General features: G+C 71.2%; 15 protein-coding genes. 6 read left to right on the top strand and 9 right to left on the bottom strand.

What is annotated here, in order from left to right; genetic code table 11:
- Window positions 1-233 precede the first annotated feature (233 nt).
- Together CPH93_RS09530 and cimA are read left to right on the top strand one after the other, a co-directional pair.
- Entirely contained in the window at window positions 234-1,574 is a 1,341-nt protein-coding gene (locus CPH93_RS09530) for an MFS transporter (RefSeq protein ID WP_093485340.1), read from the top strand.
- 376 nt (window positions 1,575-1,950) lie between these two features.
- Window positions 1,951-3,585: a citramalate synthase gene (cimA, locus tag CPH93_RS09525; protein WP_096212527.1), complete on the top strand. Its 1,635-nt coding sequence runs from the start codon at window positions 1,951-1,953 to the stop codon at window positions 3,583-3,585.
- 84 nt (window positions 3,586-3,669) lie between these two features.
- On the opposite strand, the gene CPH93_RS09520 is transcribed toward cimA, so the two are convergent.
- On the bottom strand, window positions 3,670-4,317 hold the full coding sequence (locus CPH93_RS09520) for a YceI family protein (protein WP_093485342.1): 648 nt from the start codon (window positions 4,315-4,317) through the stop codon (window positions 3,670-3,672).
- Window positions 4,318-4,560: 243 nt separating this feature from the next.
- Here CPH93_RS09520 and CPH93_RS09515 point away from each other — a divergent pair, with 243 nt between their 5' ends.
- The 4 genes from CPH93_RS09515 to CPH93_RS09500 all read left to right on the top strand — a co-directional run bounded on the left by CPH93_RS09515 (window position 4,561) and on the right by CPH93_RS09500 (window position 10,120).
- Window positions 4,561-7,026, top strand: a complete 2,466-nt coding sequence (locus CPH93_RS09515) for a polysaccharide lyase 8 family protein (RefSeq protein WP_173909756.1) — start codon at window positions 4,561-4,563, stop codon at window positions 7,024-7,026.
- A gap of 220 nt (window positions 7,027-7,246) precedes the next feature.
- Window positions 7,247-8,830 carry an acyl-CoA carboxylase subunit beta gene (locus tag CPH93_RS09510; RefSeq protein WP_006602901.1) on the top strand — a complete coding sequence of 528 codons (1,584 nt, stop codon included), beginning with the start codon at window positions 7,247-7,249 and terminating at the stop codon, window positions 8,828-8,830.
- A gap of 54 nt (window positions 8,831-8,884) precedes the next feature.
- Entirely contained in the window at window positions 8,885-9,094 is a 210-nt protein-coding gene (locus tag CPH93_RS09505) for an acyl-CoA carboxylase epsilon subunit (protein WP_093485343.1), read from the top strand.
- A 369-nt stretch (window positions 9,095-9,463) separates the two neighbouring features.
- Window positions 9,464-10,120, top strand: a complete 657-nt coding sequence (locus tag CPH93_RS09500; protein ID WP_093485344.1) for a DUF4360 domain-containing protein — start codon at window positions 9,464-9,466, stop codon at window positions 10,118-10,120.
- A gap of 206 nt (window positions 10,121-10,326) precedes the next feature.
- Here the strand turns inward: CPH93_RS09500 and CPH93_RS09495 are convergent, their stop codons facing one another.
- The 8 genes from CPH93_RS09495 to CPH93_RS09460 form a co-directional block, all read right to left on the bottom strand.
- Complete coding sequence (locus tag CPH93_RS09495) at window positions 10,327-10,905, bottom strand: GTP-binding protein (protein WP_073447656.1); 579 nt, start codon at window positions 10,903-10,905, stop codon at window positions 10,327-10,329.
- A complete protein-coding gene (locus tag CPH93_RS09490) occupies window positions 10,886-11,497 on the bottom strand; it encodes a DUF742 domain-containing protein (protein ID WP_096212526.1) in 612 nt (203 codons plus the stop codon). Before CPH93_RS09490 ends, CPH93_RS09495 begins: the two co-directional genes overlap by 20 nt.
- 84 nt (window positions 11,498-11,581) lie before the next feature.
- Window positions 11,582-11,995, bottom strand: a complete 414-nt coding sequence (locus CPH93_RS09485; RefSeq protein WP_018087204.1) for a roadblock/LC7 domain-containing protein — start codon at window positions 11,993-11,995, stop codon at window positions 11,582-11,584.
- A 10-nt stretch (window positions 11,996-12,005) separates the two neighbouring features.
- Window positions 12,006-15,125: a sensor histidine kinase gene (locus CPH93_RS09480; RefSeq protein ID WP_162501008.1), complete on the bottom strand. Its 3,120-nt coding sequence runs from the start codon at window positions 15,123-15,125 to the stop codon at window positions 12,006-12,008.
- 404 nt (window positions 15,126-15,529) lie between these two features.
- Complete coding sequence (locus CPH93_RS09475; protein WP_096212524.1) at window positions 15,530-16,123, bottom strand: GTP-binding protein; 594 nt, start codon at window positions 16,121-16,123, stop codon at window positions 15,530-15,532.
- A complete protein-coding gene (locus CPH93_RS09470; RefSeq protein WP_006602894.1) occupies window positions 16,104-16,514 on the bottom strand; it encodes a DUF742 domain-containing protein in 411 nt (136 codons plus the stop codon). Before CPH93_RS09470 ends, CPH93_RS09475 begins: the two co-directional genes overlap by 20 nt.
- Window positions 16,515-16,618: 104 nt before the next feature.
- Entirely contained in the window at window positions 16,619-17,032 is a 414-nt protein-coding gene (locus tag CPH93_RS09465; RefSeq protein ID WP_093485348.1) for a roadblock/LC7 domain-containing protein, read from the bottom strand.
- A gap of 9 nt (window positions 17,033-17,041) precedes the next feature.
- Window positions 17,042-20,722, bottom strand: coding sequence for a nitrate- and nitrite sensing domain-containing protein (locus CPH93_RS09460; RefSeq protein ID WP_096212523.1), 3,681 nt, complete (start codon window positions 20,720-20,722; stop codon window positions 17,042-17,044).
- Window positions 20,723-20,745 lie beyond the last annotated feature (23 nt).

The raw sequence follows: 20,745 nt of genomic DNA, 5'->3' as shown, positions 1-20,745 counted from the left end.
TCTTTCTCGTCTCTCGCACGACTCTCTCGCACGACCCGGGCCTCACGCGGCGCCCCAGGCGGTGGCGCGCCGTGGGCAGCCTCGACGGCGACCCTATGTCGTACCGCTGCGGCGCGCCGCTGCGGCCAGGGTCCCCGGACGGCTCCGCCATGACCACAACGCACGTAAGTACGCGCGATCGTTGCCGACGTGGCCCTTGCCGACGGCCCACGGGTCCGCGACCGTAACCGGCTATGGGACGAGAGCAATGGAAGAAGATCTGGGTCGGCTCGGCCGGCAACATGGTCGAGTGGTTCGACTGGTTCGTCTACGCCAGCTTCGCGGTCTACTTCGCCGATTCGTTCTTCCCGAAGGGGAATGACACCGCGAACCTCATGAACACGATGGGGATCTTCGCCGTCGGCTTCTTCATGCGACCGGTGGGCGGCTGGGTGCTCGGCCGGGTCGGCGACCGCAAGGGCCGCAAGGCCGCGCTCACGCTGACCGTCACACTGATGTCCGCCTCGGCGATCCTGATCGCCGTCGCGCCCACGTACGGCGTCGCCGGTTACGGCGGGGTGGCCGTGCTGCTCCTCGCCCGGATGCTGCAAGGGCTCTCGGTCGGCGGCGAGTACGCGGCCAGCGCCACCTACCTCACCGAGGCGTCCGCCCCCGGGCGGCGCGGCTTCGCCTCCAGCTTCCAGTACGTGTCGATGACCGCGGGACAACTCCTCGGCCTCGGGCTGCAGATCGTGCTCCAGCGGACCCTGTCCGAGGGCGCGCTGCACAGCTGGGCCTGGCGGATCCCGTTCATCATCGGGGCGCTGGGCGCCGCCATCGTCTTCTATCTGCGGCGCAACATGCTGGAGACCGAGGTGTACGCCGAGGACGAGGGCGCCCACGGCGACCCCGCGCGCGGCACCCTCAAGGCGCTGCTGGCCCACAAGCGCGAGGCGTTCCTGGTCATCGCGCTCACCATGGGCGGCACGGTCGCGTACTACACGTACACGACGTACCTCACCAAGTACCTCTCCGGCAGCGCCGGCATGGACAAGCCGACCGCCTCGCTGGTCAGCTTCTGCGCGCTGTTCCTCTTCATGTGCCTCCAGCCGCTGGCCGGAAAGCTCTCCGACCGGATCGGCCGCCGGCCGCTGCTGATCACCTTCGCGGTCGGCTCGACCTTCCTGACCGTGCCGATCATGACGCTGCTGAAGCACGCCGGCAGCTTCTGGCCGGCCCTGGGCCTCTCGATGCTCGCGCTGGTCGTGATCACCGGCTACACCTCGATCAACGCCTGTGTGAAGGCCGAGCTGTTCCCGACCGGCATCCGCGCACTGGGCGTGGCCCTGCCGTACGCCATCGCCAACGCGCTGTTCGGCGGCACCGCGGAGTATGTCGCCCTGTGGTTCAAGAAGGGCGGCATCGAGTCCGGCTACTACTGGTACGTCGCCGGCTGCGCGGCCGTCTCGCTGATCGTCTACGTCACGATGCGCGAGACCCGCACCATCGATCTGCACCAGGTCGGCAAGGCGGGCGCCGGTGCGGAGCGCGCGGGCGCCGCACCCGTGGCGGGGCGACAGCCCGTCGGCGACTGAGCGCGCAGCGCTGACGGCGGGCCCTTCCCCATTGCGGGGGAGGGCCGGCCGGCCAGGGCGTGTCCGCCCACATGGACGGCCCGCCCGCATCGTGAGACACCCCTCGGTGTCACCCGGGGTTGTGGCAGACTGCGGACCGTGCTCTCGTTCGCCATGATTATTGGCAGCAGGCGCGCCGGTCCGCAGTGACCGCCCCGTACGAACCGAGTACGGCGTGGCCACCGTCGTCCCAGACCCGCGCGCAGACCTCTCGCACCCGCGAGGGGTTTTTTCGTTTCCGGCCCACCCGTCACCGGAGGCGGAGCGCGAGGGAGCATGGAGGGGCGGTGGAACCGGTTTTTCCGGTAGACCGAGATCCGACAGGAGCCAGACCAGCATGACGGACGCACCCGAACCCTCCCCTGCCCCCCGTCCCGCCGGCGCGGTGTCCGACGACTTCCACGTCTTCGACACCACGCTCCGCGACGGTGCGCAGCGCGAGGGCATCAACCTCACCGTCGCCGACAAGCTGACCATCGCCCGTCACCTCGACGACTTCGGCGTGGGCTTCATCGAGGGCGGCTGGCCCGGTGCCAACCCCCGGGACACCGAGTTCTTCCAGCGCGCCCGCGAGGAGATCGACTTCCGGCACGCCCAGCTGGTCGCGTTCGGCGCCACCCGCAAGGCCGGGGTGCGCGTCGAGGACGACCCGCAGGTCGCGGCGCTGCTGGAGTCCCAGGCTCCGGTGATCACCCTGGTCGCCAAGTCCCATGTCGGGCACGTGGAGCTGGCGCTGCGGACCACACCCGAGGAGAACCTCGCGATGGTCCGGGACACCGTCGCCTATCTGCGCGCCCAGGGCCGCCGGGTCTTCCTCGACTGTGAGCACTTCTTCGACGGCTATGCGCTGGACGCGGTCTACGCCAAGCAGGTCGTACGCACCGCGAGCGAGGCCGGCGCCGATGTCGTGGTGCTCTGCGACACCAACGGCGGGATGCTCCCGGCGCAGGTCACCGCGGTCGTCCGGACCGTCCTCGCGGACACCGGCGCGCGGCTGGGCATCCACGCCCAGGACGACACCGGCTGCGCGGTCGCCAACACCCTGGCCGCGGTGGACGCGGGCGCCACCCACGTCCAGTGCACCGCCAACGGCTACGGCGAGCGGGTCGGCAACTCCAACCTCTTCCCGGTCGCCGCCGCCCTGGAGCTCAAGTACGGGCGTCAGGTACTGCCCGAGGGCAAGCTCGCCGAGACCACCCGGATCTCGCACGCCATCGCCGAGGTCGTCAACCTCACCCCGTCCACCCACCAGCCCTACGTCGGCGTCTCCGCCTTCGCCCACAAGGCCGGGCTGCACGCCTCCGCCATCAAGGTCGACCCGGACCTCTACCAGCACATCGATCCGGCGCTGGTCGGCAACTCCATGCGGATGCTGGTCTCCGACATGGCCGGCCGCGCCTCCATCGAGCTCAAGGGCAAGGAGCTGGGCTTCGACCTGAGCGGCGACCGCGCACTCGTCGGCCGCCTCGTCGCGCGGGTCAAGGAGCGTGAGCTGGCGGGCTACACGTACGAGGCCGCCGATGCGTCCTTCGAACTGCTGCTGCGCGAAGAGGTCCGGGGCACGCCGGTGCGCTACTTCAGCGTCGAGTCCTGGCGGGCGATCGTCGAGGACCGCCCGGACGGCACGCACGCCAACGAGGCGACCGTGAAGCTGTGGGCCAAGGGCGAGCGGATCGTCGCCACCGCCGAGGGCAACGGCCCGGTCAACGCCCTGGACCGGGCGCTGCGGGTGGGCCTGGAGCGGATCTATCCGCAGCTGGCCCACATGGAGCTGGTCGACTACAAGGTCCGCATCCTGGAGGGCGACCTGGGCACCGGCTCGATCACCCGCGTCCTGGTCTCCACCAGCGACGGCAAGGGCGAGTGGTCCACGGTCGGCGTCGCGGAGAACGTCATCGCCGCGTCTTGGCAGGCGCTGGACGACGCCTACGCCTACGGGCTGCTGCGGGCCGGGGTCGAGCCGCAGGAGTGAGCACCGCGGCAGCGGCAGGACCGCGGCCCCGCACGACCCTCGGGGGAGAGGGGTCGTGCGGGGCCGCGGTCTGTGGCTGCGGAGTCAGGCCTGCGGCGCGGCCTTGACGGCGGAGATGTCGAAGACGAGCTTGACCTTGTCACTGACCATCACGCCGCCGGTCTCCAGCGCGGCGTTCCAGGTCAGGCCCCAGTCGGAGCGCAGGATCTCGGCGCTGCCCTCGAAGCCGACCCGCTCGGCGCCGTAGACGTCGGTGGCCGAGCCGTGGAACTCCAGGTCGATGGTGAGCGGCTTGGTGACGTCGCGGAGGGTGAGGTCGCCGGTGATGCGGTAGCGGTCGCCGGACACCCGCTCGGCGGCGGTGCTGCGGAAGGTCATCCGCGGGAAGGACTCGGCGTCGAAGAAGTCGGCGCTGCGCAGATGGCCGTCGCGGTCCGCGATCCCGGTGTCGATGCTGGCGATCTCGACGTCGAGGGAGGCGGTGGAGCGGGACGGGTCGCTGCCGTCGAGCCGCAGGGCGCCCTCGTACGCGCCGAACGTGCCGCGGACGTTGGTGACCATGGCGTGCCGGACGGTGAAGCCGATGCTGCTGTGCGCCGGGTCGATGGTGTAGTCGCCGGTCAGCGCGGCGAGGCCGGGGTCCGCTTCGAGGACGGCAGCGGTGGCGGCGGGGGCTGTGGTGGCGGTGTTGTCGGCGGTTTCGGCGGTGCGCTTGCGGTTGAACAGAGCCATGGCTCCTCCTCAAAGACGGTGGTCCCGGCCCGGGGCCGAGATTGTTTAACCTTCAACGAGGCGCCACCGTAACTCCATATGGTTCAACATTCAACCTCTCTGTTCGGGTCGGGCTCCGCCGGGCGGGTGGCCCGCGGCGTTCCGGCCCGGTCATTGCCGCGCTGCGACGGCCCGTGCTAGACCATCGGAAACTCCCAAGTGCGCAGCGCCACACACCGGTTGACGCCATGGAGAGGACCGACCGTGCCGCCTGCCTCCGCCACGTCCGTCTGGTCGCCGTCCGTCCGGTCCCGCCGGGGATTCCTCGCCGCCACAGCCGCGAGCGTGCTCGGCCTCGCCACCCGTCCCTCGTACGCCGCCCCCGGGCCGGCCGCGCCCGCCGCGGCGGCCGGTGACGAGTTCGACGCCCTCCGTGGCCGCTGGTGCGCGCTCACCCTCGGCACCGGCTTCGACCCCGCCGCCCCGCCGTACGCCGCCGCCCTCCAGGAGACCGGCGCGCTCGCCGGCACCTTCCGGGCGGGCATGCGCCCGGCCGCGGACTCGCTCTGGCCGGACTGCCGCTACGACCCGCCGTCCGGCATCACCCAGAGCTACGGCCGGCTCGCCACCATGGCCCAGGCCTACGCCCAGCCCGGCACCGGCCACACCGGCGACCGCGGCCTCGCCGAGGACGTCCTCACCGGCCTCGGCCACCTCGAAGCCACCGTCTACCACACCGGCACCACCCGCTACGGCAACTGGTGGGAATGGCAGATCGGCAGCCCCAGGCTCCTCCTCGACACCCTCGCGCTCCTCGACGAGCACCTGCCCGACGGCCTGCCCGGTGCCCTGCGCGAGCGCTGCCTCGCCGCCGTCGACCATTTCGTCCCCGACGCCCTGCTCGGCGACTACTCCGGCACCAGCACCGGCGCCAACCGCGTCGACCTGTGCCGGGTGGTCGCCCTGCGCGGCATCCTCGGCCGCGCCCCCGCCAAGATCGCGCTGGCCCGCGACGCTCTCTCCCCGGTCTTCCCCTACGTCACCCGGGGCGACGGCCTCTACGCCGACGGCTCCTTCGTCCAGCACACCTGGGTCGCCTACTCCGGCACCTACGGCTATGTCCTGCTGGACGGCCTGGGGCGGCTGTTCACCCTGCTCGGCGGCTCGTCCTGGCAGCTCACCGACCCGGCACGGCAGATCGTCTTCGACAGCGTCGAGCATGCCTACGCCCCGCTGCTCCACAACGGACTGATGATGGACAGCGTCAACGGGCGGGCCGTCAGCCGCGGCTACCTCCGCAGCGACGAACGGCAGATCATGCGCAGCGACCACTATCACGGGCATGCGCTGATCGCCGCCGTCGCGCTGCTCGCCGAGGGCGCGAGCGGCGCGGAGCGGGCCCGCTGGCACGCCATGATCAAGGGCTGGACCGCCCGGGACCGCGTGCTGCCCGTTCTCACCGACCGGCAGTACACGGTCGCCGACCTCGCCCGCCTCCACCGGATCGCCGACAGCTCGGTGCCGGCAGCGCCCGAACCCGTCGGCCACCGGCTCTTCCCCGCCATGGACCGTGCCGTCCACCGCCGCCCCGGCTGGGCCGCCGGCCTGGCCATGGCCTCCGACCGCATCACGTACTACGAGAACGGCAACGGCGAGAACCCGCGCGGCTGGCACACCGGCGCCGGCATGCTCTATTGGTGGGGCGCGGAGTTCGGCGGCGACCAGTACACGGACGCCTTCTGGCCCACCGTCGACCCCTACCGGCTCCCCGGCACGACCGTGTCCACCAAGCGGCTGGCCGACAACGAAGGCGGCGGCTGGGGCGAGCCCAAGCCCGCGGCGCGCTGGGTCGGCGGCACCACCGACGGGGAGTTCGCCGCGCTCGGACAGGACCTGCGCGGCCTGGCCTCCACCCTCACCGCCAAGAAGTCCTGGTTCGCGCTCGCGGACTGCGTCGTCTGCCTGGGCGCCGGCATCACCGCCCGCGACGGGGTACCGGCCGAGACCGTCGTCGACAACCGCTGCCTGGGGGAGTGGGGCACCGCTGCGCTCACCGTCGACGGGGTACGCCAATCCGGCACGCTCGGCGCGGCCCGCTCCTTCCGCTGCGCCCACTGGGCCCACCTCGCCGGACACGGCGGCTACGTCTTCCCCGGCGGCGCCCCCCTGACGACGCTGCGCGAGTCCCGCACCGGCTCCTGGCACGACATCAACACCACCTCCTCCCCCCGCCCGTTCACCCGCCGTTACCTCACCCTCTGGCACGACCACGGCACCGACCCCACCGACGCCGGCTACGCCTACCTCCTCATGCCGGGCGCCACCCGCCGTACCCTCGCCGCCCGTGCCGCCGACCGGCGCTGGCTGACGGTGCTCGCCAATGACGCCGGCCGGCAGGCGATCGCCGTGGAGCGGCTCGGCGTCACGGCCGCGAACTTCTGGCGCGCGGGCAGCGCCGGGCCGCTCACCAGCAGCGGCCCGGCGAGTGTGCTGGTCCGTGAGCGGCGGCCCGGGCGGCGGCCGGGGGGCGGCGGCCGGACCGCGCGGCTGTGCGTGGCCGCGCCGGAGCGCTCCGGGGAGACGCTGGAGATCACCTGGTCACGGCCGGTGCGCGCGGTGCTCGGCCACGACCCGGCGATCGAGGTGCTGGCCGCCGGACCCACCCTCCGGCTGCGGCTGACCCCCGGCACCGCCTGCGCCACCCACACCTGCACGGTCCGGCTGCGCTGACCGGCCCGGACGGGCGGCGCGGTCGCTTCCTGACCGCAGTTTGGGGAGACCCCTACATTTGTCGGCCCCATACAGACCCGGCGCGGCTCCGCCACCCGAACGGGCGCCGGGACGCGGGGCACGTACAGCACGGTTCTGTACTGCCTGCCCACCAAATCGCATGCGACGTTGTACGAAACCGACATCGGTGCGGGACGCCCCGCACACGTACCGTCGATACATGACCACTGTCGAAGATCTGCCCGCCGGCGCCAACGACGCCCGCGGGCGCGTCGCCGAGCTGCATGCCATCCGCGAGCAGGTCAGGCGAGGACCCAGCGAGCGGGCGACCGAAGCGCAGCGTGCGAAGGGCAAGCTGACGGCGCGCGAGCGGATCGAGCTGCTGCTGGACGAGGGTTCGTTCAACGAGGTCGAGCCGCTGCGGCGGCACCGCGCGACGGGCTTCGGCCTGGAGGCGAAGAAGCCGTACACCGACGGCGTGATCACCGGCTGGGGCACCGTGCACGGCCGCACCGTCTTCACCTACGCGCACGACTTCCGGATCTTCGGCGGCGCGCTGGGCGAGGCCCACGCCACCAAGATCCACAAGATCATGGACATGGCCATCCAGGCCGGTGCGCCCCTGGTCTCGCTGAACGACGGCGCCGGCGCCCGTATCCAGGAGGGCGTCTCCGCGCTCGCCGGCTACGGCGGCATCTTCCAGCGCAACACCAAGGCCTCGGGTGTCATCCCGCAGATCTCGGTCATGCTCGGCCCGTGCGCGGGCGGCGCGGCCTACAGCCCCGCGCTGACCGACTTCGTCTTCATGGTCCGCGAGACCTCGCAGATGTTCATCACCGGCCCCGACGTGGTCCGCGCGGTGACCGGCGAGGAGATCACCCAGAACGGCCTCGGCGGCGCCGACGTGCACGCCGAGACCTCCGGCGTGTGCCACTTCGCCTACGACGACGAGGTCACCTGCCTGGAGGAGGTCCGCTACCTCCTCTCGCTGCTGCCGGCCAACAACCGCGAGAACCCGCCGTCGGTGCCCTGCGAGGACCCCGCCGACCGCTCCGGTGACGCGCTGCTCGACCTGGTCCCGGCCGACGGCAACCGCCCGTACGACATGCGCAAGGTCATCGAGGAGATCGTCGACGACGGCGAATTCCTGGAGGTCCACGAGCGCTGGGCGACCAACATCATCTGCGCGCTGACCCGGCTCGACGGCCGGGTGGTGGGCATCATCGCCAACCAGCCGCAGTCGCTGGCCGGTGTGCTGGACATCGAGGCGTCCGAGAAGGCCGCCCGCTTCGTCCAGATGTGCGACGCCTTCAACATCCCGATCGTCACCTTCCTCGACGTGCCCGGCTTCCTGCCCGGCGTCGACCAGGAGCACGGCGGCATCATCCGGCACGGTGCCAAGCTGCTGTACGCCTACTGCAACGCCACCGTCCCGCGGATCTCCCTCGTCCTGCGCAAGGCCTACGGCGGCGCGTACATCGTCATGGACTCGCAGTCCATCGGTGCCGACCTGACCTACGCCTGGCCCACCAACGAGATCGCCGTGATGGGCGCCGAGGGCGCCGCCAACGTGATCTTCCGCAAGCAGATCGCCGAGGCGGACGACTCCGACGCCATGCGGATGCGCATGGTCAAGGAGTACAAGTCCGAGCTGATGCACCCGTATTACGCGGCCGAGCGCGGCCTGGTCGACGACGTCATCGACCCCGCCGAAACCCGCCACACCCTCATCCGCTCCCTGGAAATGCTGCGCACCAAGCACGCGGACCTGCCGGCCCGTAAGCACGGCAACCCGCCCCAGTAACCACGCCCGCACCCGCATCCGGCACCACGCCACCGCGACGACGGAGAGAAGACCGTGAACACTGCCCAGCGCACCGATGCCATCCGCGTGGAGAAGGGCCAGGCCAGCGAGGAGGAGCTGGCCGCCCTGACCGCCGTCCTGCTGGCCCGCGCCGCCCACCGGCCCGCGGCCGCCACCCCGGCCGGTCCGCACGCCACCGCCGCCCGCTGGCGCCGCCTGGAGCGCCAGAACGGCTTCCACGGCGCGACCAGCTGGCAGCGCTGACGCCGAGGCAGCACCGCACGAACGAGGGGCCCGCAGGCAGGTGCTGCGGGCCCCTCGCCGTGTGTGCCCACGGGCCCCGGAACGGCAGGCGCCACGCGCCGCGAACACCCCCACGCGCCATCCCCACACACCACCCCCATCAGGGCATATACCGCCGAACAGCCGCTGAATCCCCGTGATATGAGGCGACATCGCTTTTCCGACCCGGTGTTCCGGTTCGGCATGCCGCGTCCGAATCAAGGCGTAGGTTCGCCCCAACCCTGGGGAGCAGAGCTGTTCAAGGCGCCCGTCCCCGTGCTGGCATGCGCTCGTCATTCCACTCCTGATGTTCCGCGCCGCGGGCCACAGGACGACCGGAAGGAAGAGCCCATGCTCAGCAGGCTCAGTGCTGGTGCCGCAGTGGCATCGTTGCTCCTCGCCGGATCGGCATCCCCCACATCCGCAGCAGGGTTCGGCGACGAACCGCCGACCGGAAAGATCACGATTACCGTCGCCACGGTCAACGGATCGGGCTGCAGACCCGGCAGCGCCGCCGTGGCCATCGCGCCCGACAACACGGCCTTCACCGTCACGTACAGCGAATACCTCGCCCAGGCGGGCGCCGGCACCAAGCCGACCGACTCCCGCAAGAACTGCCAGATCGCACTGAACGTGCATGTCCCGCAGGGGTTCACGTACGCGATCGCCCGGGCCGACTACCGCGGCTACGCCTCCCTGGCCAAGGGCGCCAGGGGACTGGAGCAGGCGGGCTACTACTTCCAGGGCCAGCAGCAGACGGCCCGTAAGAGCCACACCTTCACCGGCGCCTACGACGCCAACTGGCAGACGTCGGACGAGACCGGTGTCGACGCGCTCGTCTACGCACCCTGCGGCGAGGAGCGCTACTTCAACATCAACACCGAGATGCGGGTGGACGCCAAGTCGGCGGACCCCAAGTCCACCAGCTACATGGCCATGGACTCCACCGACGGCAGCATCAACACCGTGTACCACTTCGCATGGAAGGAGTGCCCCGCGCACAAGTGAGGCCGGAACGCCGGCCACGGGCCCGTACGCGGCTGCGTGCGGGCCCCGCGCCGGGCGGGTGGACAGCCACCGGCCCGGCCGGCGGCAGGGCCGCCAGGCTCCCCGCTGAGCGCCCGTGGACGCGGGGTACGACGAAGGCCCCCGCACCTGACCGATGTGGGGGCCTTTCGTCGTACGGCGTCGCGGGCACGGGGCCCGGACACGACCTAGCGCAGGCGGGCCATCAGCGCGTGCTCCACGAGCGTGATGAGGGCGCTCTTGGCCTCGCTGCGGTGCCGGGCGTCGGTCGTGATGATCGGCGCGTCCGGGCCGATCTGGAGCGCCTCGCGCACCTCGTCCGGCGTGTACGGCTGGTGGCCGTCGAAGCCGTTGAGGGCGATCACGAACGGCAGTCCGCTGTTCTCGAAGTAGTCGACGGCGGGGAAGCAGTCGGCGAGGCGGCGGGTGTCGACCAGGACGACGGCGCCGATGGCGCCGCGGACGAGGTCGTCCCACATGAACCAGAAGCGGTCCTGGCCGGGTGTACCGAAGAGGTACAGGATCAGGTCCTGGTCCAGGGTGATCCGGCCGAAGTCCATGGCCACGGTGGTGGTCGTCTTGTCCGGCGCGTGCGTGAGGTCGTCGATGCCCGCCGAGGCGGAGGTCATCACGGCTTCGGTGCGCAGCGGGTTGATCTCTGAGACGGCCCCGACGAACGTGGTCTTGCCCACGCCGAAGCCGCCCGCCACCACGATTTTCGCGGAGGTGGTGGAGCGGGCTGCACCGCTAGAGCTTGCGAAGTCCACTGAGCACCCTTTCGAGCAGTGTCACATCTGGCTGTCCGCCGGCGGTCTCGTCCCCGCCGGGCTGATGGATGGCGACGAGTCCGGCCTCCGCCAGGTCGGCGACGAGGATCCGGGCGACGCCGAGGGGGATGGAGAGTAGCGCGGAGATCTCGGCAACGGACTTGATCTCGCGGCAGAGGTGGCAGATGCGCTGGTGCTCCGGCAGCTGGCCCTGCATCTTGGAGGGGTCGGCGGTCGTGCTGACCAGCGCCTCGATGGCGAGCTGGTAGCGCGGCCGGGTCCGGCCTCCGGTCATGGCGTACGGGCGCACGAGCGGGTTGTTCGTGCCGGTGGAGGCGGGCTCGGGAGCCCGCCGCTGCGGCTGCACCGGCTGGATGCGCGGTGCCTGCGGCTGGTCGTACACCGACGGCTCGTACGGCTGGGAGTCGTACGGCCGGGGCTGCTGCTGGGGGCGCTGCGGCTGCTGCGGCTGGGGCCGCTGCGGCCGCTGGCTCGGCGCAGACGGGAAGTTGAAGCGGTTGTGATGGGTCTCGCCCACAGGCCCGGACTCCTGTCCGGAACCATACGGGTATCCGCTCGGGGGCGTTGCCACGTCTCCTCCTCCAACTTGCCTGTCTGACGCCGGTCGCGCCACCGAACCATAAGGCGCGGTGGCGGGAAACGCACTGCCTGTTTGTTAGTTGAGAAGGCTGCCCTGCAGTTCTGCGCGCAGGTCGGGCGTCAGGACCGTGCCCGCGCGGTCGACCAGCAGGGCCATCTCGTAACCGACGAGGCCGATGTCGCACTCGGGGTGTGCGAGCACGGCCAGCGAGGATCCGTCGGAGACGGACATGATGAAGAGGAAGCCGCGCTCCATCTCCACCACGGTCTGGTTGACGCTCCCGCCCTCGAAGATGCGGGACGCGCCGGAGGTCAGCGAGGTGAGGCCGGAGGCCACCGCCGCCAACTGATCGGCTCTGTCACGAGGGAAGCCCTCGGACATGGCGAGGAGGAGACCGTCCGCGGAGACCACGACCGTGTGGGACACCCCGGGGGTGTTGTCCACGAAGTTGGTGATCAACCAGTTCAGATTCTGCGCCGCCTGGCTCATCGGGCTCACACTAACGCTCCTGATCGTAGGTGCTGCCGGGGCCGTAGCCCTGTTGGTCATTCTGGGGGACCCCGGAGGGGTCCGTGCCGACGTTGCGTCCCTGCTGGACACCGCGGCGCAGGTTACTCAGCCTGCCGCGGACGTCCTCCGGGGCGCGGGAGACCTGGGGGCCGCCCTGTGGCGTCTGCTCCGCGGCACCTTCGACCAGGTTGGCCTTGGGCACCCGCCGGGGGAGGCCGGAGGAGGTGACTCCGCCCGCCTTCGGCTCGCGCAGCTGCTCCGCCCGCTCCCAGCGCGCATCGTTGGAACTGCGCCAGTCGGAGCCGTCCTGGCCGGTCTCCGGCGCGCTCCGCTGCTGCTGCACCTGTGGTGCCTGCTGGTCGCGGCCTCCGCGGCGCGGAAGGCCGGCATCCGTCAGCGGGGGTGCGTCGCTCGGTGTGGGGCCCGGACGCTGGAATGGTACGCGCTCAGGGCCGTCAGCGGGAGCGGCAGTTGTATTCCGGTCAGATTCCGCTTCGGTCCCGAAGTAGCCCTCGAATGCAGGCCGTTCGCTCCACTCGTCCGGCTGCGCCGCCTCGTGGGACACGTATGGCTGCTGGCCGGTGGTCTCTGCGAAGCCCGGGTCGGCGAACGCCTGGCTGCCGTGGGACCGGTCGTCGTAGAGCGGTTGATCGGCTTCCGCATATGCCTGGCCGGGGTAGTCCTGAGCCTGGCCGGGGAAGTCCTGTGCCTGACCCGGGAAGTCCTGGTAGGCGTCGGCGGACGGCACCTCGTCCCGGAAGAGCGGACGGTCACCGCCTACCGGCTGCTCACCGGAGGCCTGGGCCTCCAGGGCGGCCCGGCGCTCCTCGCGGAGCAGCGAGCGGCCCACCATGTCCCCGGCGTCCTGGCGGCCGTAGCGGCTGTCGTCGAAGCCCAGCTCGGCGGCGGTGGGCTGGCGGCCCTGGCCGTCGTACGACGCCTGCTGGTGCTCCGGAACGATCCGGGAGACCGTGAAGTCGTCGTCGAACCGCTCCTCGCCGCCACCGCCGTGGGTGATCGCCTCGGGCAGCATGACCAGGGACGTGGTGCCCGCCTGCTCGCCGGAGGGGCGCAGCTGCACCCGGATCCCGTGCCGGTCGGCCAGCCGGCCGACCACGAACAGGCCCATGCGCTGCGAGATCGCGGCATCCACGCTCGGCGGGTTGGCCAGCTTGTGGTTGATGTCCGCGAAGTCCTCGGGGGTGAGCCCGATGCCCTTGTCGTGGATCTCGATCATCACCCGGCCGTCGGGCAGCCGGGTCGCGGCGACCCGCACCTTGGTCTGCGGCGAGGAGAACGTGGTGGCGTTCTCCAGCAGCTCGGACAGCAGGTGCACGAGGTCGGTCACGGCGGTGCCGTGGATCTCGCTCTCGGGGACGCCGGTGAGGTCTATTCGCTCGTACGACTCGACCTCACTGATCGCCGCCCGCAGGACGTCCACCAGCGGCACCGGCTGGTTCCAGCGGCGGCCGGGCTCCTCGCCCGCGAGGATGAGGAGGTTCTCGCCGTTGCGCCGCATGCGGGTGGCGAGGTGGTCGAGCCGGAAGAGGCTCTCCAGCTGGTCCGGGTCCGCCTCGTTGTTCTCCAGGTCGGTGATCAGCTCCAACTGGCGCTCGATCAGGCCCTGGTTGCGGCTCGAGAGGTTGGTGAAGATCGCGTTGACGTTGCCCCGCAGCAGTGCCTGCTCGGCGGCGAGCCGGACGGCCTCGCGGTGGACCTGGTCGAAGGCCCGGGCGACCTCGCCGATCTCGTCGGTGGTGGCGATCGGGATGGGCGTCACGCGGGTGTCGACCCGGCCCGGGTCCGTCCGGGAGAGCTGGTCGACCAGCATCGGCAGCCGCTGCTCGGCGATGCCGAAGGCGGCGGTGCGCAGCTGGCGCATGTTGCGGCTCATCCGGCGGGCCATCAGACCGGCCACGACGAAGGCGATGATCAGCGCGGCCAGCACGATGCCGGAGTCGACGAAGGTGGACTGCCGGGCGTCGTCGGAGATCTGCGCCGCCTCGTTCACGGCCTTGTCCGACAGGTCCTTCTCGATGGACCGGTACATGCTGAACTTGCCGGTCGCCGAGGCGAAGTAGCTGTCGGAGGTGATGCCGCGGGTGCTCAGGGACTCCGGCGCCGCGCCGGTGGCGATCAGCGTCGACATCTGGTCGATCGTCGGCGGGGTGCGGAACGGCCGGCCGGCGGCCTGGGCCTGCGCCTTCGCCTGGGCGATCTTGTGCTGCGCGGTCTGCTTGAGCGCCGCGGCGTCCTTGTTCAGCCGGGCGACGTCCTCGGGCGTGCCGCCGGAGGTGAACTCGCCGATGGCGATGCCCTCCAGGTAGCGGTACGACGCGAACGCGGTCAGCTGGAGCTTGTGCTCCTTGCCGCCCTGCGGGGTCGCCGGGTCGACCAGGAGGTGGGTGCCGATGGACCGTTCCAGCGACTCGGCGGCCTTGGCCAGCGCGATGGCGTAGACGGTACGGCCGTAGGAGGTGATGTTGCCGGTGCCCAGGCCGAGTTCGTTGGCGAACTCCATCAGGGGGTGCTGGATCTCGACGTACCCCTCTTCGGTCTGCACACCGTGCAGCTTGGAGGTGTACGCGACCTGGCGCAGCTTCTGGAGCTTGGGCTCGACCTTCTCGAAGGAGGTGAGCCGGCGCTTGAGGCCGGGCTTGTCCGGGATGGCCTTGGCGGCCTCGTGGAACTTGGCGGCGGCGGCGTCGGTGGTGTCCCGCGCCTCCTGCACGACCGGGTCGTCCTTCTTGCCCTTCAACAGCGGCGCCGCGGTGCGGTCCCGCTCGTCGATCATGGCGGTGCTGTAGGAGAGCGCGGCACGTACGAGTTTCGCGGTGTTCTCCGCGTCCTGTGCTTCCTGCCAGGTGGCGAGCGAACTGTTCACCCGCAGGCCACCGAATACCAGGGCGAGCAGCACCGGAATCAGCAGAATGGCGTTCAGACGGGTGGCCACGCGCCAGTTGCGCGGGGAGTACTTCCCACCACTGACCGGAGGCTTCGCGACCGTGTTTTCGGGCGCGTCGGAAGCCGGTACGCCACCTCTGGGTGGCGGGGTGAAGTTGCCCCGCCGCGGTTCCTGCGGCTCGGGGCTCTCCTTGCTTCGCCTCACTCGACCAACAACCTCTCGGCGCCGGCACTGACTTGCTGTGCCGTTTCTTCTGGGCGTTCCTACTCCGGAGTTTCAGCGAATTTCAGCACGTCAGGGCGGTGCGTTCCAAACACTGGGCAAAGGCGGAGCGGGCGCGGAAGTGCCTTAGATAAAAGGGGCGTTAAGGGCGAGCCGCGTCAAAATGCAGGAGAAATGTGAGCGCAGCGAAGCCGGGCATGCGCGCGGGGTGTCGAAACACCTGTGATTCACTGTCGAAACGTTATGAAGCAAATTTGTCTGCGTGTCGAAGGACACAGATCGTCTTAGGGCATCTCGGGAACCTGCCCCGGGGCAGGGCGGCACACCCCGGATGGGGACAACTGCCGTACGGCCCGCACCGGATGCCGGGCGGGCCGTCAGGCGCGCTACTGCAGGCGGGCCATCAGCGCGTGCTCCACGAGCGTGATGAGGGCGCTCTTGGCCTCGCTGCGGTGCCGGGCGTCGGTCGTGATGATCGGGGTCCCGGGGCCGATCTGCAGCGCCTCGCGCACCTCTTCGGGGGCGTACGGCTGGTATCCCTCGAAGCCGTTGAGGGCCACGACGAAGGGCAGTCCGCTGTTCTCGAAGTAGTCGACGGCGGGGAAGCAGTCGGCGAGGCGGCGGGTGTCGACCAGGACGACGGCGCCGATGGCGCCGCGGACGAGGTCGTCCCACATGAACCAGAAGCGGTCCTGGCCGGGTGTACCGAAGAGGTACAGGATCAGGTCCTGGTCCAGGGTGATCCGGCCGAAGTCCATGGCCACGGTGGTGGTCGTCTTGTCCGGCGCGTGCGTGAGGTCGTCGATGCCCGCCGAGGCGGAGGTCATCACGGCTTCGGTGCGCAGCGGGTTGATCTCTGAGACGGCCCCGACGAACGTGGTCTTGCCCACGCCGAAGCCGCCCGCCACCACGATCTTGGCGGACGTCGTGGCGCGGGCCGCACCGCCCCCGGAACCGCTGTCAGAGCTTGCGAAGTCCACTGAGCACCCTCTCGAGCAAGGTCACGTCCGGTGTTCCGCCGGCCTCGCCGCTGCCACCGGGCTGGTGGATCGCCACCATCCCGGCCTCTGCCAGGTCCGCGACCAGGATCCGCGCCACACCGAGCGGGATGTTGAGCAGAGCGGAGACCTCGGCGACCGACTTCACCTCACGGCACAGATGACAGATCCGCTGGTGCTCGGGCAGCAGCCCGGGCAGCTGGGCGGGGTCGGCGGTCGTGCTGACCAGCGCCTCGATGGCGAGCTGGTAGCGCGGCCGGGTCCGGCCTCCGGTCATGGCGTACGGGCGCACCAGCGGCTGGTCACCTTCGTCCCCGTACGGCGCTTGGCTGTACGCGCCGTACGGGCCGGAAGTGGCAGGTGGCGGGGTCATGGGTCCTCCGGACGGGACAGTGGGACTGTCGTCGGGTTGGGCCGGTGGGGGGTGGCGGCACGAATGGGTGGGGTGGTGCTGGACGGGGTGGCGCTGCGGACGCCTCAGTGCAGCAGGCTGCCCTGGAGTTCGGCGCGCAGGTCGGGCGTCAGCACCGTGCCCGCGCGGTCGACCAGCAGGGCCATCTCGTAACCGACGAGGCCGATGTCGCACTCGGGGTGTGCGAGCACGGCCAGCGAGGATCCGTCGGAGACGGACATGATGAAGAGGAAGCCGCGCTCCATCTCCACCACGGTCTGGTTGACGCTCCCGCCCTCGAAGATGCGGGACGCACCGGAGGTCAGCGAGGTGAGGCCGGAGGCCACCGCCGCCAACTGATCGGCACGATCGCGGGGGAAGCCTTCGGACATCGCGAGGAGCAGCCCGTCCGCGGAGACCACCACCGTGTGCGACACCCCGGGGGTGTTGTCCACGAAGTTGGTGATCAACCAGTTCAGATTCTGCGCCGCCTGGCTCATCGGACTCAACTAACGCTCCTGCTGGTGAGTGGGATCGACAATGCCGTGGGTGCCGGTGGACGACGTCCCGGCCTGCCGGCCTTGCTGGATACCCCGACGGAGATTGGTCAGCCGCCCCCGGACGTCGCTGGGCGACCGGGAGACCTGCGGCCCGCTCTGGTCGGCCTGCTGCTGCGCGGTGCCCGCGACGAGGTTCGCGCGCGGGACCCGCCGGGGCAGCCCGGAGGTGGTGACACCGCCCGCGGCGGGCTGGCGGATCTGCTCCGCCTGCCGCCAGGTCTCGTCGTTCGGCGAACTGCGCCACTGCGAGGCCTCGGCCGGGTTGCGCTCCGTGCCGTTGGCCGGGGTCTCCGAGCGTGCGGCTCCGTCCTGCGCGGCCCCCCGCCGCGGCAGGCCGGAAGCCTCGGGCTCGGTGCCCTGGGGCGGCACACCGGCAGCAGCGGCGGCCGGGTGGTTGAACCAGTTGGATTCGATGGTGTCGAAGATCGGCGTACGGCCGTCGCCGGGGCCGGCGTCCGCGCCGCCGAGCACGTCGCCGGACTGCGCATTGCCGTCCTGCGGCTGCTGCACCGGGAACTGCCCGGTGCTCTGCGGCTCGTCGGCGTACGCGGCACGGTCGGTGTCCGGGCGACGGTTCCGCCCGGTGTCGTACGGGCCGCTGTCGCTGCCCGGACGCTCGTACTGGCCGGTCTCGCTGCCGGGCCGCTGGTACTGGCCGGTGTCGCTGCCGGGCCGCTCGTACTGCCCGGTGTCGCTGTCCGGACGCTGGTACTCGCCCGTCTCGTACTGGCCCGTCTCGTACTGACCGGTCTCGTACTGACCGGTCTCGTAGCGGGCCGCCTCGCGGTCCGGACGGGGGAACTGCCCCGTGTCACCGCGCCCGTTGCCCGCACCCTGCGGGTCGCGTCCACTGCGGGAGTCGTCCGCGGCGGGCGGCGGCGCGTTGAAGTCGGGACGGGCGAACGCCGCGGTGTCACCGGGGCCGCCGGCGGGCGCGGGCCGCTCGAAGCTGCCGGTGCTGCCGGCACCGGCCGATTCCTCGTGGCCGCGCGGCCGGTCCTGGGCCTCGCGGGGCGTCATCGGCCAGTCGTCGGAGCCGCCGCGCTCACGGCGCGCACCCCAGCTCGTACCGCCCTGGTCGCTCTGGCCGCCCTGACCGCCGGCGGACGGACCGCCGGGCAGCTCGGCCGCGGCACCCCGCGCCGGCAGCTGCGGACGCTCCTCGCGGCGCGGTGCGCCGGTGGGCGGGGCCACGGCGGACGCCGGGCCGTTGTCCTGGCCGCGGGTGGGCAGCGAGGGACGCGCGGCGCCGGGACGGCCGGCGGCCGGGCGGTCTCCGCCCGGGGAGGCCGCGCCGGGAGGCGCCGTACGGCCGGACGGGGCCGCGGCACCGAAGGCGTTCTGCGCACCGCCGCCGGGACCGCCACGGCCGGGCAGCGCGGGGCGCCCGCCGGCCGAGGGACCCGAACCGACCTGGCCGCGCGGCTGGAGCCCCGCGAGCCGGCTGGACGGCGTGCCGCCGTGGTCACCGCCGCCGCCCTTGGCGTTGCTGGGCGCCGGCTTCTTGCCGCCCTGGGCGACGTCGACCGGCAGCATGACCAGCGCGGTGGTGCCGCCGGAGTCGGAGGGCCGCAGCTGGATACGGATGCCGTGCCGCAGCGACAGGCGGCCGACCACGAACAGACCCATCCGCCGGGAGACCGAGACGTCCACGGTCGGCGGGCTGGCCAGCCGCTCGTTGATCGCCGAGAGGTCCTCGGGGGACAGCCCGATACCGGTGTCGTGGATCTCGACCAGGACGCGGCCGTCGGGCAGCGCATGGCCGGTGACCTTGACCTTGGTCTGCGGGGAGGAGAACGAGGTGGCGTTCTCCAGCAGCTCGGCGAGCAGGTGCACGAGGTCGTTGACGACCCGGCCCGCCACCTCGGTCTGCGGGACGGCGTTGAGTTCGATCCGCTCGTACTGCTCCACCTCGGAGGCGGCGGCACGCAGGACGTCGACCAGCGGCACCGGCCTCGTCCACCGGCGTCCCGGCTCCTCACCGGCGAGGACCAGGAGGTTCTCACCGTTACGGCGCATGCGGGTGGCGAGGTGGTCGAGCTTGAAGAGGGAGGACAGCTGGTCCGGGTCGGCCTCGCGGGACTCCAGTTCGGAGATCAGCGAGAGCTGACGCTGGATCAGGCCCTGCGAGCGGCGCGAGAGGTTGGTGAACATCGCGTTGACGTTGCCCCGCAGCAGCGCCTGCTCGGAGGCGAGGCGGACCGCCTCGTGGTGCACGTCGTCGAACGCCGCGGCCACCCGGCCGATTTCGTCCCGGCTGTGCACACCGACCGACTCGACGGAGGTGTCGACGTCCTGCGGGTCGGACTCGGACAGCTGCTTGACCAGCTCGGGCAGCCGGTCCTGGGCGACCTTCTGCGCGGTGTCCTGCAGCCGGCGCAGCGAGCGGACCATGGACCGCGCCACGACGAACGCGCCGACCAGCGAGACGCCGAGGACGAGCAGGATCAGCGCACCGCTGATGATCGCGGTCTGCGTGGCCTCGTTGCGCAGCTGGCGGGCCTTCTGCTCCATCTCGGACAGCAGCGTCGTCTCGATACGCGACATCTCGTCGATCTTGACGGTGTCGGAGTCGTACCAGTCGAGGTACCTGATGTCCTGGCTGCGGATGCCGGTGGCGCTGGCGAAGGAGCGGTGCGCGAAGGCGACCGCCGCCTTGATCTCGTCGTTGTTGCCGTCCAGACCGCGGGTGAGCGCGCCGGCGTTGTTCGTGTAGATCTGCGAGAAGCGGTCCCGGGCGGCCTTCTCGCTGTCCTCGGCGTTACGGCCGGCCAGCCGGTCGTTGGCGGACAGCTGCGGGCCGCCGTCGTGGGCGAGGCCGGCGCTGACCAGCGCGCGCTGGATCGACGCGTACTCCTTGGCCGACGAGAACGCCGCCAGCGCACGGGTACTGCGGATCATCTCGGGGTTGCTGGTGGCCTGCGCCATGTCCTGGGACAGCGACAGCAGCGAGTTGATCAGCTGGTTGTAGCTGGTGACGGTCCGCGCGGAGTTGTCGCCGTCCTTGTAGGCGGTGCTGCGGATCTCGTTGAGGGTGTTGAGCTGCCGGCCGATCTCCAGGACGGTCGCCCGGACACCGGCCATCGTGGCGTCCTGGCCCTGGATGTCGCCGGTGGCCTGGTTGAACGACAGCTTGGCGCGGTCGGTCGCCTCGCGCGGCGCGACGACGTTCGCATCGTCCTTGGTGTTGCCGCTGCCGGCCAGCGGACCGGCCGACTTGTCCCGCTCCACCTGGAGGGCGTCGGCGAGCTCGGTCGCCTGCCGGGTCATCTCGGTGAGCATCTGCATCTTGTCGAGCTGGTCGATGTTCTCCAGCGACGTGGCGATGCGCATGCCGCCCAGCGTGGTCGCGGCGACCACGGGCAGCGCGAGCAGGGAGACCAGGCGGGTGCTGATGCGCCAGTTGCGCAGCGCTATTCGCGAACCGGGCCCGCTGGCCCCCTTCGGCTCCTTGGGCTTGCCGCCGTCCGCGGCGTCATTGCCCGGCGCCTGGCCGCCCCCGTCGGTGGGCACGGTGCCCCCGGCGGAAGCATGGTTCTGGGCGCGCTGGGGCGAGGAGCCGCGGTCGGTTCCGCCGCGGAGCTCCGGGTCCGCCGCAGCGCTGCCATCCCTCTTGAAACGTCCCTGCACTAGCGTCGCAACCTCTGGACCAG

The sequence above is a fragment of the Streptomyces sp. 2323.1 genome (assembly GCF_900221035.1).
Taxonomy (GTDB): domain Bacteria; phylum Actinomycetota; class Actinomycetes; order Streptomycetales; family Streptomycetaceae; genus Streptomyces; species Streptomyces sioyaensis.
This window is presented reverse-complemented; position numbering and strand designations above follow the sequence as displayed.

What these genes read in the sequence shown, in the direction of transcription:
- CPH93_RS09530 (WP_093485340.1), top strand. Translation starts at nt 234, where the DNA reads ATGGGACGAGAGCAATGGAAGAAGATCTGGGTCGGCTCGGCCGGCAAC.
- cimA (WP_096212527.1), top strand. Translation starts at nt 1,951, where the DNA reads ATGACGGACGCACCCGAACCCTCCCCTGCCCCCCGTCCCGCCGGCGCG.
- CPH93_RS09520 (WP_093485342.1), bottom strand. Translation starts at nt 4,317, where the DNA reads ATGGCTCTGTTCAACCGCAAGCGCACCGCCGAAACCGCCGACAACACC.
- CPH93_RS09510 (WP_006602901.1), top strand. Translation starts at nt 7,247, where the DNA reads ATGACCACTGTCGAAGATCTGCCCGCCGGCGCCAACGACGCCCGCGGG.
- CPH93_RS09500 (WP_093485344.1), top strand. Translation starts at nt 9,464, where the DNA reads ATGCTCAGCAGGCTCAGTGCTGGTGCCGCAGTGGCATCGTTGCTCCTC.
- CPH93_RS09485 (WP_018087204.1), bottom strand. Translation starts at nt 11,995, where the DNA reads ATGAGCCAGGCGGCGCAGAATCTGAACTGGTTGATCACCAACTTCGTG.
- CPH93_RS09470 (WP_006602894.1), bottom strand. Translation starts at nt 16,514, where the DNA reads ATGACCCCGCCACCTGCCACTTCCGGCCCGTACGGCGCGTACAGCCAA.
- CPH93_RS09465 (WP_093485348.1), bottom strand. Translation starts at nt 17,032, where the DNA reads ATGAGCCAGGCGGCGCAGAATCTGAACTGGTTGATCACCAACTTCGTG.